Origin of the sequence: Cupriavidus sp. UYPR2.512 (assembly GCF_000379565.1) — a bacterium.
Classification (GTDB): Bacteria; Pseudomonadota; Gammaproteobacteria; order Burkholderiales; family Burkholderiaceae; genus Cupriavidus.
In genome coordinates, this window is sequence record NZ_KB902853.1 from 83,622 (window position 1) to 97,299 (window position 13,678).

At 65.6% G+C, this 13,678-nt stretch carries 12 protein-coding genes; 1 reads left to right on the forward strand and 11 read right to left on the reverse strand.

Translation table 11 applies throughout. From position 1 onward, the window contains the following. Nucleotides 1–23: 23 nt before the first annotated feature. The 8 genes from truB to A3A5_RS0103115 form a co-directional block, all read right to left on the reverse strand. A complete protein-coding gene (gene truB, locus A3A5_RS0103080; RefSeq protein ID WP_018309193.1) occupies nt 24–971 on the reverse strand; it encodes a tRNA pseudouridine(55) synthase TruB in 948 nt (315 codons plus the stop codon). A 99-nt stretch (nt 972–1,070) separates the two neighbouring features. Continuing rightward, nucleotides 1,071–1,439, reverse strand: coding sequence for a 30S ribosome-binding factor RbfA (rbfA, locus tag A3A5_RS0103085; protein ID WP_018309194.1), 369 nt, complete (start codon nt 1,437–1,439; stop codon nt 1,071–1,073). 62 nt (nt 1,440–1,501) lie between these two features. Next, complete coding sequence (infB, locus tag A3A5_RS0103090) at nt 1,502–4,390, reverse strand: translation initiation factor IF-2 (protein WP_026200394.1); 2,889 nt, start codon at nt 4,388–4,390, stop codon at nt 1,502–1,504. A 91-nt stretch (nt 4,391–4,481) separates the two neighbouring features. Continuing rightward, a complete protein-coding gene (nusA, locus tag A3A5_RS0103095; protein ID WP_018309196.1) occupies nt 4,482–5,957 on the reverse strand; it encodes a transcription termination factor NusA in 1,476 nt (491 codons plus the stop codon). Next, nucleotides 5,954–6,442 (reverse strand): ribosome maturation factor RimP, encoded by a 489-nt coding sequence (rimP, locus tag A3A5_RS0103100; RefSeq protein WP_026200395.1) that lies wholly within the window; start codon nt 6,440–6,442, stop codon nt 5,954–5,956. The genes nusA and rimP overlap by 4 nt, the downstream gene beginning before the upstream one ends. 301 nt (nt 6,443–6,743) lie before the next feature. Then, the gene (gene rluB / locus A3A5_RS0103105) at nt 6,744–8,642 is read right to left on the reverse strand and encodes a 23S rRNA pseudouridine(2605) synthase RluB (protein WP_026200396.1); all 1,899 of its coding nucleotides are present in this window, start codon (nt 8,640–8,642) and stop codon (nt 6,744–6,746) included. Between the two features lie 5 nt (nt 8,643–8,647). Beyond that, nucleotides 8,648–9,523 carry an SMC-Scp complex subunit ScpB gene (gene scpB / locus A3A5_RS0103110; RefSeq protein ID WP_018309199.1) on the reverse strand — a complete coding sequence of 292 codons (876 nt, stop codon included), beginning with the start codon at nt 9,521–9,523 and terminating at the stop codon, nt 8,648–8,650. A gap of 562 nt (nt 9,524–10,085) precedes the next feature. Beyond that, the gene (locus A3A5_RS0103115; protein WP_018309200.1) at nt 10,086–10,844 is read right to left on the reverse strand and encodes a sulfite exporter TauE/SafE family protein; all 759 of its coding nucleotides are present in this window, start codon (nt 10,842–10,844) and stop codon (nt 10,086–10,088) included. A gap of 78 nt (nt 10,845–10,922) precedes the next feature. Here A3A5_RS0103115 and fnr point away from each other — a divergent pair, with 78 nt between their 5' ends. Continuing rightward, nucleotides 10,923–11,648 (forward strand): fumarate/nitrate reduction transcriptional regulator Fnr, encoded by a 726-nt coding sequence (fnr, locus tag A3A5_RS0103120; RefSeq protein WP_026200397.1) that lies wholly within the window; start codon nt 10,923–10,925, stop codon nt 11,646–11,648. Nucleotides 11,649–11,709: 61 nt separating this feature from the next. Here fnr and A3A5_RS0103125 read toward each other — a convergent pair whose 3' ends face one another. Genes A3A5_RS0103125 through ccoG form a run of 3 tightly spaced genes read right to left on the reverse strand, consistent with a single transcriptional unit; the run spans nt 11,710 to nt 13,678 of the window. After that, nucleotides 11,710–11,955 carry a hypothetical protein gene (locus A3A5_RS0103125; RefSeq protein WP_018309202.1) on the reverse strand — a complete coding sequence of 82 codons (246 nt, stop codon included), beginning with the start codon at nt 11,953–11,955 and terminating at the stop codon, nt 11,710–11,712. After that, a complete protein-coding gene (locus tag A3A5_RS0103130) occupies nt 11,952–12,161 on the reverse strand; it encodes a membrane protein (RefSeq protein WP_026200398.1) in 210 nt (69 codons plus the stop codon). The genes A3A5_RS0103125 and A3A5_RS0103130 overlap by 4 nt, the downstream gene beginning before the upstream one ends. A gap of 44 nt (nt 12,162–12,205) precedes the next feature. Beyond that, nucleotides 12,206–13,678 carry a cytochrome c oxidase accessory protein CcoG gene (gene ccoG, locus A3A5_RS0103135; protein WP_018309204.1) on the reverse strand — a complete coding sequence of 491 codons (1,473 nt, stop codon included), beginning with the start codon at nt 13,676–13,678 and terminating at the stop codon, nt 12,206–12,208.

Consider the following 13,678-nt stretch of genomic DNA (forward strand, 5'->3'; position numbering starts at 1 on the left):
GCCGCTTACGCCCCTCACGCAAATTACAGCTTGACCAGCCGCTCCGGCCGCAACGCGCCTTCGCGCATACGCGCCACGCCCAGCAGCCGGGCCGGCTCGCCGGCATAGACGCGCGCCAGCGCATCCTCGGCCAGCCCGGTGCCGGCCGGCAGGTCGCGCTGGGCGATGCGCTGGCCCTGCAGGAAGCGCGCTGCCGCGGCCTCATCCAGATGCACCGGCGCACACTTGTGCAGCAAGGCGTCCACGGGTGCCAGCATGGCCGGGCGTTGCGCGTCGTCCTGCTGTTCGATCTGTTCCAGCGTCACCGCGCCGTCCAGCGTCAGGTCGCCCACGGCGATGCGGCGCAATCCGGTCAGGTGCGCGCCGCAGCCCAGCGCTTCACCGATGTCCTCGGCCAGCGTGCGGATATAGGTGCCCTTGCTGCACATCACCCGCATCGTGAACGACGGGGTATCGGGCAAGGCGCAGTCCAGCAGCGCGATCGAACGGATGGTGACGCGGCGCGCCGCACGCTCCACGGTCTGGCCGGCGCGCGCGTATTCATACAGCGGGCGGCCGTCCTTCTTCAGCGCCGAATGCATCGGCGGCACCTGTTCGATCTCGCCGAGGAAGCTTGCCAGCGCCTGCTCCACCGCGGCGCGGTCGCAGGTGACCTCGCGCACGTCGAGCAGCTCGCCTTCGGCGTCGCCCGTGCTCGAGCGTGCGCCCAGCCGCACTACGGCGTCATAGGTCTTGTCCGCTTCCAGCAAGTCTTGCGAAAACTTGGTGGCTTCGCCGAAGCACAGCGGCAGCAGCCCGGTGGCAAGCGGATCCAGCGTGCCGGTATGGCCGGCCTTGGCCGCGCGCAAGAGGCGCTTGGCGCGCACCAGCGCGTCGTTGGACGAGAGGCCCAGCGGCTTGTCGAGCAGCAGCACACCATGGACCTCGCGGCGCGGCAGGCGCGGCGGACGGTTGGCGTTGGAATCGGTCATCGGAAAATAAAGCGGGAGGCGACGGCGCGGCGCGGATGGCTGCAACAATCAGGTCGCGGTCAGGCCGCGAAGCCCATGCCTGGCGGCATGGGCACCGGCTCAGTCGTCTTTCGAACGCGTGGCGTTCGCTTCGTTGATCAGCCTGGACATCTCGATCGCGTGTTCGACCGAGGTGTCATGATGGAAATGCAGCGTCGGCACGGTATGGATGTGCAGGCGCTTGAACAGCAGCGAGTGCAGGTAGCCAGCCTTCTCCTTGAGAATGGCGGCGGCCACTTCGGGCTCCGCACCCAGCACGGTGAAATACACCTTGGCGTGCGCGTAGTCCGGCGTCAGCGCCACAGACTGGAGCGTCACCAGCCCCAGACGCGGATCACGGATTTCGCGCTGGATCATTTCGGCCAGTTCTTTCTGGATCTGGTCGGAGATGCGCAGATTGCGGGAGGAGATATTGCCTTTCTTGGCCATTCAATGCTGTCTAGTTCCAAAGTGAAAACGGCAGGCCGGAGCCTGCCGTTTTGCGTATCGCCTTACAGCGTACGCGCCACCTCGGTGATTTCGTACACTTCGAGCTGGTCGCCTTCCTGAACATCATTGAAGTTCTTGATCGACAGACCGCACTCGAAGCCTTGCTTGACTTCCTTGACGTCATCCTTGAAGCGCTTGAGCGAATCCAGCTCGCCGTCGTGGATGACCACGTTGTTGCGCAGCACGCGCACCAGCGAGTTGCGCTTGACCATGCCGTCGGTGACCATACAGCCGGCCACCGCACCGATCTTCGGTACGCGGAACACCTGGCGTACCTCGACCGTGCCGATGGTGGTTTCGCGCTTCTCCGGCGCCAGCATGCCCGACATCGCCGCCTTGATCTCGTCTACCGCATCGTAAATGATGTTGTAGTAGCGGATATCGATGCCGTTGTGCTCGGCCAGCTTGCGCGCACCCGCATCGGCACGCACGTTGAAGCCGATGATGACTGCCTTCGAAGCCGTCGCCAGGTTGACGTCGGACTCCGAGATGCCGCCCACGCCGCCGTGCACGATCTGCACGCGCACTTCGGCGGTCGACAGCTTCTGCAGCGACTGCACCAGCGCTTCCTGCGAACCCTGCACATCGGCCTTGACGATCAGCGGCAGCGTCTGGACTTCGCCTTCGGCCATCTGCTCGAGCATGTTCTCGAGCTTGGCGGCCTGTTGCTTGGCCAGCTTCACGTCGCGGAACTTGCCCTGGCGGAACAGCGCGATTTCACGTGCCTTGCGCTCGTCCGGCAGCACCAGCACTTCTTCACCGGCGGCAGGCACTTCCGACAGACCCTGGATTTCCACCGGGATCGACGGGCCGGCTTCCTTGGTCGGCTTGCCGTTCTCGTCCAGCATGGCACGCACGCGGCCGTAGGCGCTGCCAGCCAGGACCACATCGCCACGCTTGAGCGTGCCGCTGCTGACCAGGATGGTTGCGATCGGGCCCTTGCCCTTGTCGAGCTGGGCTTCCACCACCAGGCCCTTGGCCGGGGCATCCACCGGTGCCGTCAGTTCCAGCACTTCGGCTTGCAGGAGCACTTGCTCGAGCAGGTCTTCCACACCGGTACCCATCTTGGCGGACACCGGCACGAACGGCGAATCGCCGCCGTATTCTTCCGGCACCACCTGCTCCGCCACCAGTTCCTGCTTGACACGGTCCGGGTTGGCATCGGGCTTGTCGATCTTGTTGATCGCCACCACGATGGGCACGCCGGCAGCCTTGGCATGCGCAATCGCTTCCTTGGTCTGCGGCATCACGCCGTCGTCGGCGGCCACCACCAGGATCACGATGTCGGTTGCCTTGGCACCGCGGGCACGCATGGCCGTGAAGGCCTCGTGACCGGGGGTATCCAGGAACGTAATCACGCCGCGGTCGGTTTCCACATGGTAGGCACCGATGTGCTGCGTAATCCCGCCGGCTTCGCCCGCGGCCACCTTGGTGCGGCGGATGTAGTCCAGCAGCGAGGTCTTGCCGTGGTCGACGTGACCCATCACGGTCACCACCGGCGGACGCGGCAGCAGCTCGGCGTCGGTGTGTTCCTCACCGCCCACCACCAGCAGCGCTTCCGGATCGTCCAGCTTGGCGGCATACGCCTTGTGGCCCATTTCTTCCACCACGATCATGGCGGTTTCCTGGTCCAGCACCTGGTTGATCGTCACCATCTGGCCGAGCTTCATCATCTGCTTGATGACCTCGGACGCCTTGACGGCCATCTTGTGAGCCAGGTCGGCCACCGAGACGGTTTCCGGCACGTGCACTTCACGCACGACCGGCTCGGTCGGCGCCTGGAAGCTGCTGCGGCTGTCGTCATGCTGCTGCTGCCTGCCGCCGCGGCCACGCGGACCACCGCGCCAGCCGCCTACGCCGCCCGACGAATCGCCGCGCGTCTTCAGGCCGCTGCCCTTCTTGCGGCTGCTGTCGTCCTGCCAGCCCGCCTTCACGACCTTGCCCTTCTTGTCGGCGGTCGCCGTAGTCGTGGTCGTGGTGGCCGGCTTCTTGTCGTCCTTCTTCGCTTCCGTGGTCGCACCAGCCGGCTTCACCGGCTTGTGCAGCGTACCGGTCTGCTCGGCCTTCTTCTCTTCAGCCTTGCGCTCGGACGGCGCCTTCAGCACGCGGGGCGGGGCGTTCAGCATCTGCTGGATCGCACGGGCCTCGGCTTCGGCAGCCTCGCGGCGCTTGCGCGCAGCGACTTCCTGCTCGGCGCGGGCCTTGTCGGCCGCAGCCTTGGCCTCGTCGGCAGCCTTCTGCGCCTCGGCGCGTTCGGCGGTGACGCGTGCCTTCTCGTCCTCTGCCTTCTTGCGCGAGGAATCCTCGTTGGCCTCGGTCACGGCGCGCGATGCGGCAGCCTCTTCCTCCGCCTTGCGGGCGGCGAGTTCGGCCTGGCGGCGCTGTTCAGCCTCCAGGGCTTCCTGGCGGGTGCGGCGCTCGGCTTCCTCACGCTCGGCTGCCTCGCGGGCGGCCTTGGCTTCAGCTTCCTGGCGCGCCAGCAGTTCGGCCTGTTGGCGTTCTTCCTCGTCGCGGCGCGCCTCATCGGCAGCATCGACGACAGGCGCGTGGGCTTCGGCCGCGTCGGCCTGGGCATCGGGCGCAGCTTCGTCGCGCTTGATCAGCACGCGCTTCTTGCGCACTTCCACCTGGACCGTACGGGTCTTGCCGGTACCATCCGACTGGCGGATCTCGGAGGTTTCGCGCTTGGTCAGTGTGATCTTCTTGCGGGAGCTGTCGTCGGACTGGCCGTGCGAACGCTTCAGATAGTCCAGCAGCCTGGTCTTATCCGATTCCGTGATGATGTCTTCTGGCGTCGCTTTGCCCACCCCAGCCGCCTGCAATTGTTCCAGCAGGGCAGCTGCGCTGCGACTCAGTTCTGCGGCCAGTTGGGCAACTGTTGTGCTTGCCATTCAAACCCTTTCAATGCTTGGTTTCTACGTCGGGACAAATCGTTGCGGAAAGCGCGCCCGGGCCAGGTGTAGGCCGGCCCGGCCGTGTCCCTCAGTTGAACCAATGTTCCCGTGCTTTCATGATCAGCGACTTGGCTTCATCCTCGCTGACACCGGTCATCTCGACCAGCTCGTCCACGGCCAGTTCGGCCAGGTCGTCACGCGTATGGATATCGCCTTCGGCCAGCTTGCCGATCAGTTCCGGGTTGAGGCCGTCGAGCGAGCGCAGATCCTGCGACACCTCTTCCACCTTTTCTTCCCGGGCCAGTTCCATCGTCAGGAGCGCATCACGCGCGCGATTGCGCAGCTCGTTGACGGTGTCTTCGTCAAAGGCCTCGATCTCCATCATTTCACTGATGGGGACATAAGCCACTTCTTCCAGCGTGGAGAAGCCTTCCTCGATCAGGATGTCGGCAACTTCCTCATCCACGTCCAGCTTGGACATGAACAGCTTGCGCACGACATCGCTCTCTTCGGCCTGCTTCTGCGCCGACTCTTCCTGCGTCATGATGTTGATCTGCCAGCCGGTCAGCTCGGACGCCAGGCGCACGTTCTGACCACTGCGGCCGATGGAGACCGCGAGGTTTTCCTCGTCGACCACCACGTCCATGCTGTGCTTCTCTTCATCCACAACGATCGACTGCACCTGCGCCGGCGCCAGCGCGCCGATCACAAATTGCGCCGGGTCTTCCGACCACAGCACGATGTCCACGGCCTCGCCGCCGATCTCGTTACGCACCGCGGTGACGCGCGTGCCACGCACGCCCACGCAGGTGCCGATCGGGTCGATGCGCTTGTCATGCGCCACCACGGCAATCTTGGCACGCACGCCCGGATCACGGGCAGCCGCCTTGATCTCCAGCAGGCCCTGCTCCATTTCCGGCACTTCGTTCTCGAAGAGCTTGATCAGGAACTCAGGCGCGGTGCGCGACAGTTCAATCTGCGGGCCGCGCGCGGCGCGGTCCACATTCAGGATATACGCACGCACGCGGTCACCGGTGCGCAGGTTTTCCTTGGGGATGATCTGGTCGCGGGCCAGCAGCGCTTCCACGCGGCCGGACTCGACGATCAGGCCCTTCTTGTCGGCGCGCTTGACCGTGCCGGTCATGATCTTCTCGCCGCGATCCAGGTAGTCGTTCAGGATCTGCTCGCGCTCGGCGTCGCGGATGCGCTGCAGGATCACCTGCTTGGCAGCCTGCGCACCGATGCGGCCGAACTCGACCGACTCGATCTGCTGCTCGATAAAATCACCCAGCTCGATGCTGGGGTTTTCATCGCGGGCCTCGAACAGCAGGATCTGCTTGTCCGGCTCTTGCAGGCCCAGCTCGTCGGGAACGACCAGCCAGCGGCGGAAGGTTTCATGCTCGCCCGACTCGCGATCGATCGCGACACGGATATCCACGTCTTCCTCGAAACGCTTCTTGGTGGCCGAGGCGAGCGCCGCCTCCAGGGCACCGAATACCACATCCTTGTCGACGTTCTTCTCACGCGCAAGCGCATCGACGAGCAACAGAACTTCGCGGCTCATTGCTTGTTCCCTTTTCTTTGATTTCCTTTGAAGTCGATCACCGGCACCAGGCGTGCCTTGTCGACATCGGATACGGCAAATTCCAGCAGCGCCGGGCCATCTTTGCCCTCGAACTCCAGGCCAATCTTCTCCTCGCCCGCCGCGCCGGTGGGCTCGCGCAGGATGCCTGTGAAGTTCTTCTGTCCATTGACGGGCAGGCGCAGCGTCACGCGCACCTCCACGCCGGCAAAGCGAACGTAGTCGGCCAGCTTCTTCAGCGGCCGGTCCAGTCCGGGTGACGAGACCTCGAGGCGTTCGTAATCCACGTTCTCGACCGTGAACACGTGGGTGAGCTGGCGGCTCACCTTTTCACAATCCTCGATGGCAATGCCGGTTTCAGGCTGATCGATATAGACACGCAGCAATCCGGCCGGGGCACGCTCGAGCTCGACCAGCTCATATCCCATGCCGCTTAGGGTGGTTTCGATCAAATCTGCCAGATGCACTGTTATCCCGAGTAATGGCCATCAACACCGTGGCAGGCAAACCCGCCGGTGCCGTCCGGGACGACCCTGCTGCAGCCCTGCCTGTCCGCCATCCCCCCGCCCCAGCGGAGAGAACCGAAAAACGGGCGAACCAAAAAAAAATGGGCGCAATGCCCATCATTCGCCCATCCTCGACGAGGATGGCTTTTTGAATAGACTTGAATTATACGCGGATTATGTCGAAAACGCAAAAGCCAGACATTTCCGCGCCCTGAACCCGGCGCCGGCAGGCATTCAGCCCGCCGTACGCCGCAAGCAGCGCTTATCGGTTGCCGCCGCGGCTGCCACCACGGTTGCCGCCGCCACCGCCACTACCGCCGCGCGGGGAACGGTTACCACCCGGTTTCGACGCCTTCGGCATCACATTGCCGTTGGCTTCGCCACCGCCGCGACGCGGCTTGCCCTGACCCTGGCCACCCAGACCACCCTGGCCACCCTGACCGCGCATGCCACCCATGCCGCCCATGCCGGCGCCACCGCGCCCCTGGCGCGCGCCAGTGCCGCGCCCGCCGCCCAGGTTGGCCGCGTGCGAGGTCAGCAACGTGGGACCGTGGCTGATATAGCCCATCGAGGTCTTCATCGGATCCGGCTGGCTGCTGCGGCCACCGCCACCACCCCGGGCACCGCCCTGGTCGAAGCGCGGCAGGCCGTCCATGCCCGTGGGCATCGGCATGCCGGCAATCGCGGCTTCGGTGCGCTGCTTGCGCCCGCCCACCTTGGTGGCACCCTTGGGGGCCTGCTCGCCCTTGCCGGGCACCTTCAGGCCGACACCGGCCATCAGCGCCTTGACGTCATTCGGCTCGACTTCCTGCCAGCGGCCGCGCTTGAGGCCGCGCGGCAGCAGGAACTGGCCGTAGCGGGTGCGGATCAGGCGCGACACGGTCAGCCCGACCGCCTCAAACATGCGGCGCACTTCACGGTTGCGGCCTTCGGTCAGGGCCACGTGGTACCACTGGTTGACGCCTTCGCCGCCGCCGTCGGCAATGCGCAGGAAGTTGGCTTCGCCGTCATCGAGCTTGATGCCGTGCAGCAGGCGCTGGCGGTCGGCCTCGGCCAGCTCGCCCAGCGTGCGCACCGCGTACTCGCGCTCCACGCCATAGCGCGGGTGCATGAAGCGGTTGGCAATGTCACCCGAGGTGGTGAAGATCAGCAGGCCTTCGGTATTGAAGTCCAGGCGGCCCACCGCGACCCACTTGCCGGACTTGATGCGCGGCAGGCTGTCGAACACGGTCGGACGGCCTTCCGGATCGGACTGGCTGACAATCTCGCCGGCGGGCTTGTGGTACAGCAGCACGCGCGGCGGCTTGGTCGACACCTTGCGGTGGATCAGCTTGCCGTTCACGCGGACCTGGTCCGCCGGCAGGATGCGCTGGCCGATATGGGCCGGCAGGCCGTTGACCGAAACGCGACCCTGCAGGATCAGTTCTTCCATCTCGCGGCGCGAGCCCAGCCCGCCTTCGGCCAGCACCTTGTGCAGCTTGGGCGCGTCGTCGTCGGCCGACAGCTCGCGCACCGGCTTGGCCTTGGTGCGCGGGATGACGGTGTCTTCGCTGTCGTACTGCTCGGAGATCACAAAGCGGAACAGGTCTTCACTGCTCGCCGCGGTCTTGTCCCCGCCGCCCTGGCCCTTGCGGGGCGCCTGCGGCTTGCCGCCGTCCTTGCGGCGGCCCTGCTGCCGCGCGCCGGCGCCCTGCGCCTCGCCCGGCACTGCCGCCTTGCCTGAACGCTGGACCGGCTTGCGCTTGCGGCCGGGCTGCTCGGGCTTGTCGGTGCCTTCGGCCCTGGCCGCGCGGTCCACCTTGTCCGCCTTGCTGGCGCCCTGGCCGCCCTGGCTACTCTGGCCGCCCTCGCCCGGCCCCGTCTTGCGCTTGCCGCGGCCGCGCTGGCCACCGCGCGCACCGCCCGCCGCCTGTGCGGCGCCCGGTTCACCGGCATCGGCCTGGCCGCCGGCGCTGGCGCCTTCGGCGCCCTCGCCACGGTCCTGCGCCGCCTGGCGGCGCGATGCCACCAGGTTCCTCAGCCCGCGGCGCAGCCCCTTGCGGCGCGGCGCAGCTTCGCTGCCCGATCCGGGTTCTGCGGCGCCGGTATCGGCGGGTGCGCCCGCATTGCGGGTGTCTTGCTCAACGGAATCAGACAAGATATTCACTATCGGATGTTGCATGTTGTTCAGTTCGGCACGCGCTCGTCGTGCTCGCTCGGGTGCGGCGGGGTGCCGTTGTCCGGCAAATCGCCCCGCGCCCCGTCCGGATTGGGTGCGGCTGGTTCGGTGGAAGCGGCCTCGGCGGCATCGTCGGCTGCAGCTTGCAGCGGCTGCACGTCAGAGCCATTGGCGCCTTCGTCGGCCGGGTCGGTCGTCTCGGCTTCGTTTGCGACGGATGCTTCGGCCGCATCCGCCGCCTGCACTGCGGGCGGCCCGCCCTGCGCGGCGGAGTCGGCAAATGCCTCTTCGTCGGCGCTGGCCGCCTTGTTTGCCGCCAGGTCTTCAAAATTGATGGCCTGCTGTTCCAGCAGGGTTGCCTGCGCCTGCGCCTGGGCATCTTCCAGCGGCGGCAGCTCATCCAGCGTGCGCAGGCCAAGATCGTCCAGGAATGCCTTGGTGGTTGCATACAGCGCCGGCCTGCCCGGCACGTCGCGGTGTCCGATCACCTCGATCCAGCTGCGGTCCTCAAGCTTCTTGACGACTTCCGTGCCGACCGTCACGCCGCGGATTTCCTCGATATCGCCGCGGGTCACCGGCTGCCGGTAGGCAATGATTGCCAGCGTTTCCATCACGGCGCGCGAATATTTTGGCGGCTTTTCAGGATTCAGACGATCGAGGTATTCACGCATTTCCGGGCGGCTCTGGAAGCGCCAGCCGCTGGCCAGGGCCACCAGTTCCACGCCGCGCGGCCGCCAGTCCTGGCGCAGTTCCTCAAGCAGCACGCGGATGGTGTCTGCGCCGACGTCGTCGTCAAACAGCCGCCGCAGATCGTTGACGCGCAACGGTTCCTGCGCGCAGATCAGCGCCGTCTCGAGGACGATCTTCGCCTCTTGGGTATTCATGTTGATGGTGTGCAGCCTGTCTTTGCACCTGCTCCCGGACGAATCCGGGGCACCGGAGATTTTGGATACAGCGGTGCGAAAGCCACCGCCATCTCATTGCGCAGCTAGCCGGATACCTGCTGCATCCAAGCCGTGCACTTCCCTATCTTTGCATCGAGTTGCCGTTCCGGCAGAAGATCGTTCGCATGCCGTTATGGGCCGGCCAGCGAACCTCTTGCGTAGCGCGTCCGCACATCGGACGTCGCTGTCAGCGAACTGAAGGCCTCGGACGCAAGAAAAACGGGTATCGGGAGCAAGGCCGGCATCGCCAACACCGCAGTGCCAGCCGGACTTTTGAACCAGATCTTTTGAACCGGATGGACTGTGGGGACGGGACGGGCATCGAAAACCTTCCGCTTCCCCTGCCCTGAACGCGCCTTCTGGTATGAAGGCCGCCTGGCGCTGCTCGCCCGCTGCTTACCGCGGCTCATATTACACCGCGCGATACCGCAATGTTGGCGATTGTATGGCATTCCCGCCTCCGCCTGCAACCATCATCCGTTGCCCGGGTGTCGCCGGCGCCTCAGAACACCAGGCAGAACCCATGCTCGGCCAGCGAATGTGGCAGCAGCACCGCTCGGGCAATGCCAAGGGCGCCGAATGCCATCACCGCCAGGCCGGCCCCCAGGCGCATGCCGCGACGTCGCGACAGCGTACGCAAGTAGCCCGACAGGCCGGAAAGCACCAGCAGGTTGGGCAGTGTGCCGAGCCCGAACACGCCCATCACGAGTGCCCCAGACGCCGCGTTGCCCGCCAGCAGCGCCAGTGTAAGCGCCCCATAGACCATGCCGCAGGGCACCAGGCCCCATGCCAGGCCCACGCCATAGCGCCGCGCCAGGCCGCCGCGCGCCCGCATGAAGGCTGGCATGCCACCTGCCAGGCCGTCCAGCCGCCGCGCCACCGCGGCGCCGGCATGCGCCGCCAGCCGCTCCAGCCAGTTGACGGTAAAGGTGTTGCCGCGCAGCAACCGCCAGCCCGACCACAGCAGCATGACACTGCCCGCGCCAAACAGCCAGCGCTGCACCGGCAGGTAGTCCTGCTTCCACGCCGAGGCGCCGACCGCGCCGAGCGCGGCACCAAGCAGCATGTAGGTCGAAATCCGGCCCACGTGCATTGTCAGCAGCTCGCCCAGCCAGGCGGCGCGGCTGGGCACCAAGCTGATCGTCGCCGTCGCGCCGCGGCGTTGCTCCACGGCCAGCGCCACGCCGCCGCACATGGCGGCGCAGTGGACCCCGCCCAGCAAAGCCAGCAGAAAAACGCTGATCAGCACGCCAAATGTCAATTCTCACTCCCTACCACATCACATCGCACGGTAAAATGTCCCAATCGCGCCCTCGCTGCCATTTCTAGCAGGTTCCAATTGCTTACCTCCATTCCCATTACCGAGATGTCACCCCGCTGCTCCACCTGTGCGATGGGGCAGTTGTGCCTTCCGGTTGGCATGTCGCAGCAAGACCTCGCCAAGATGGACACGCTGGTGCAGGAACGCATCCGCGTGCACAAGGGTGAAACCCTGTATCGCATGGGCGATCCGCTCACCGCGGTCTATGCCGTGCGCTTTGGCACGCTCAAGACCCACGTCACCACTGAAGACGGCCGCTCGCAGATTACCGGCTTCCATCTGCCTGGCGAAATCGTCGGTCTCGACGGGCTGGGCGAGATGCAGCACGCCTCCGATGCCGTCGCGCTGGAAGATACCGAAGTCTGCGTGGTCCGGATGAGCGAACTGCAGACGCTGTCGTCAGACCTGCCGTCGCTGCAGCAGCAGTTCCTGCGCCTGATGGGCAAGGAAATCACGCACGACCAGCTGATGCTCGTGACCTTGGGCTCAATGCGTGCCGAGGAACGCCTTGCTGCCTTCCTGATCAATCTCTCTGAGCGCCTGTCGGCGCGCGGCTATTCGGCGTCCGAGTTCGTGATGCGCATGAGCCGGGAAGAGATCGGCAGCTACCTGGGCCTGAAGCTCGAAACCGTCAGCCGCCTGTTCTCTCGCTTTGCCGAAGCCGGCCTGATCCAGATTCGCCAGCGCCACGTCAAGCTGGTGGACATCGACGGCATCAAGCAACTCTACACCCGCTCCTGCTAAGCGGCCAAGCGCTGCCAGTGCCGCATCCGGCCATGGCAGCGCAGACCTCACGCCAGTCCGCTCATTCCAGTTCGTCGGTATCGCTGAGCCGCGTTGGCATGGTGTAGAGCGTCAGTCCGCTGGACAACGCGCAGAACGCCCAGGCCATCAGGAAGCCGACGGTGTAGACCGATTCGCGGGACGCTTCGATCGGCTGGCCGAAGAAATTCAGGTCACCGGGATCCACCACCGAAAACACCGTTGCGGTCGCAAACCCAGCCATCAGGAACGCCGGCCAGAGTACCCACATCAGCCAGCGCAACCTCATGGCTGCCTCGCTGCAGCAGCCCTGGGCGGCGCGGCATCGGCCTTCTCCACGACCAGGCCATGGCGCGTTGCACCCTGCACCGGCATGTCCGGATGCGTGGATGCCAGCCAGATCGTCACGCCGCATGCCACCATCGCAACCAGCGGGCCGCTCATCAACAGCCACGGCCACGGCTCCTTCCACCACGGATTGCCTTGCTGACTCATCTTGCCCCCTTCATCTTGACGACTACGTCTACGCCTGCCTAGCTTCACAAATCGCGCGGAACGATGAAACTGGTGGATTGCCGGATTTCGGCATGCCCCCGCTCCGTGCCCTCGCTCGTCACGGTCACGTCGATCCTGTGCGTGCCCTGCGCCGCGGCCTCGATCGGCACGCGGATCCGGATCGGCAGCAACCGGTTGGACGTCGGCGCCAGCGATTCGGCCTGCTTGTCGTACTCCACCTTCAGGTTCTTCAGCTCGTCGCTGTCGGCGCGCACGGTGATCTTCATCGGCGCTTCGGTGGTGTTGATCAGCTGCAGGCGATAGACGTTCTCGATCCAGCGGCCTTCCACTTCACGGCCGAGCGCACCACGGTCGCGGATGATGTCGACCTTCAGCGGCGTGCGCAGCGCGATCGACGCCATGAAGCCGGCCAGCAGCACCACCCAGATCACGGAATAGATGATGACGCGCGGACGCAGCAGGCGCTTGCGCGATGCCGCCGCGGACAAGGCCTTGCGCATCGCGTTTTCCGAGGTGTACCGGATCAGGCCGCGCGGGTAGTCCATCTTGTCCATGACCTGGTTGCAGGCGTCGATGCAGGCGCCGCAGCCAATGCACTCGTACTGGAGGCCGTCGCGGATATCGATGCCCGTCGGGCACACCTGCACGCAGATGCTGCAGTTGACGCAGTCACCAAGCCCCGTCTTGTGGTGGTCGGTCTTGCGCGATCGGCTGCCGCGCGGCTCGCCGCGGCCGACGTCGTAGGTCACGACATAGGTATCGCGATCCACCATCACGCTCTGGAAGCGCGCATACGGACACATGTACTTGCACACCTGTTCGCGCATGAAGCCCGCATTGCCCCAGGTGGCGAACGCGTAGAACAGCATCCAGAACGACTGCCACGGCCCCAGCGACAGGCTGAGCACCTCGCCGCCCAGCCCGCGGATCGGCGCGAAATAGCCGATGAAGGTAAAGCCGGTCCAGAGCGCAATCAGCACCCACAGGAAATGCTTGGTCGCCTTGAGACGGAGCTTGCGCAGGCTCCACGGATCGCCATCGAGCCGGATGCGGGCGATGCGATCGCCTTCGACCCGTCGCTCGATCCACATGAAGATCTCGGTGTAGACCGTCTGCGGACAGGCATAGCCGCAGAACAGCCGTCCCGCGATCGCCGTGAACAGGAACAGCGCCAGCGCCGAGATCACCAGCAGCACCGCCAGGTAGATGACGTCCTGCGGCCACAGCACCAGCCCGAAAATGTAGAACTTGCGCGCGCCAAGGTCAAACAGCACGGCCTGGCGGCCATTCCATTGGAGCCAGGGCGTGCCGTAGTAGATCAGCTGGGTCAGGATCACCAGCCAGACCCGCCAGCTGGAGAAGGCACCCGTCACCGAGCGCGGGTAGATCTTGCGGCGGACCTCGTAGAGCGTTTCGTCAGAGGTCTCGCCCGGCGCAGCGGCCGACCGTTGCAGGTCGGCCGCCCGGGCCATTTCTTCGGTCCCGGGTGCATTCAT

What these genes read in the sequence shown, in the direction of transcription:
- nusA (WP_018309196.1), bottom strand. Translation starts at nt 5,957, where the DNA reads ATGAGCCGCGAAGTTCTGTTGCTCGTCGATGCGCTTGCGCGTGAGAAG.
- ccoG (WP_018309204.1), bottom strand. Translation starts at nt 13,678, where the DNA reads ATGAATGCACCCGGGACCGAAGAAATGGCCCGGGCGGCCGACCTGCAA.
- infB (WP_026200394.1), bottom strand. Translation starts at nt 4,390, where the DNA reads ATGGCAAGCACAACAGTTGCCCAACTGGCCGCAGAACTGAGTCGCAGC.
- truB (WP_018309193.1), bottom strand. Translation starts at nt 971, where the DNA reads ATGACCGATTCCAACGCCAACCGTCCGCCGCGCCTGCCGCGCCGCGAG.
- scpB (WP_018309199.1), bottom strand. Translation starts at nt 9,523, where the DNA reads ATGAATACCCAAGAGGCGAAGATCGTCCTCGAGACGGCGCTGATCTGC.
- A3A5_RS0103125 (WP_018309202.1), bottom strand. Translation starts at nt 11,955, where the DNA reads ATGAGGTTGCGCTGGCTGATGTGGGTACTCTGGCCGGCGTTCCTGATG.
- A3A5_RS0103130 (WP_026200398.1), bottom strand. Translation starts at nt 12,161, where the DNA reads ATGAGTCAGCAAGGCAATCCGTGGTGGAAGGAGCCGTGGCCGTGGCTG.
- rluB (WP_026200396.1), bottom strand. Translation starts at nt 8,642, where the DNA reads ATGCAACATCCGATAGTGAATATCTTGTCTGATTCCGTTGAGCAAGAC.
- rbfA (WP_018309194.1), bottom strand. Translation starts at nt 1,439, where the DNA reads ATGGCCAAGAAAGGCAATATCTCCTCCCGCAATCTGCGCATCTCCGAC.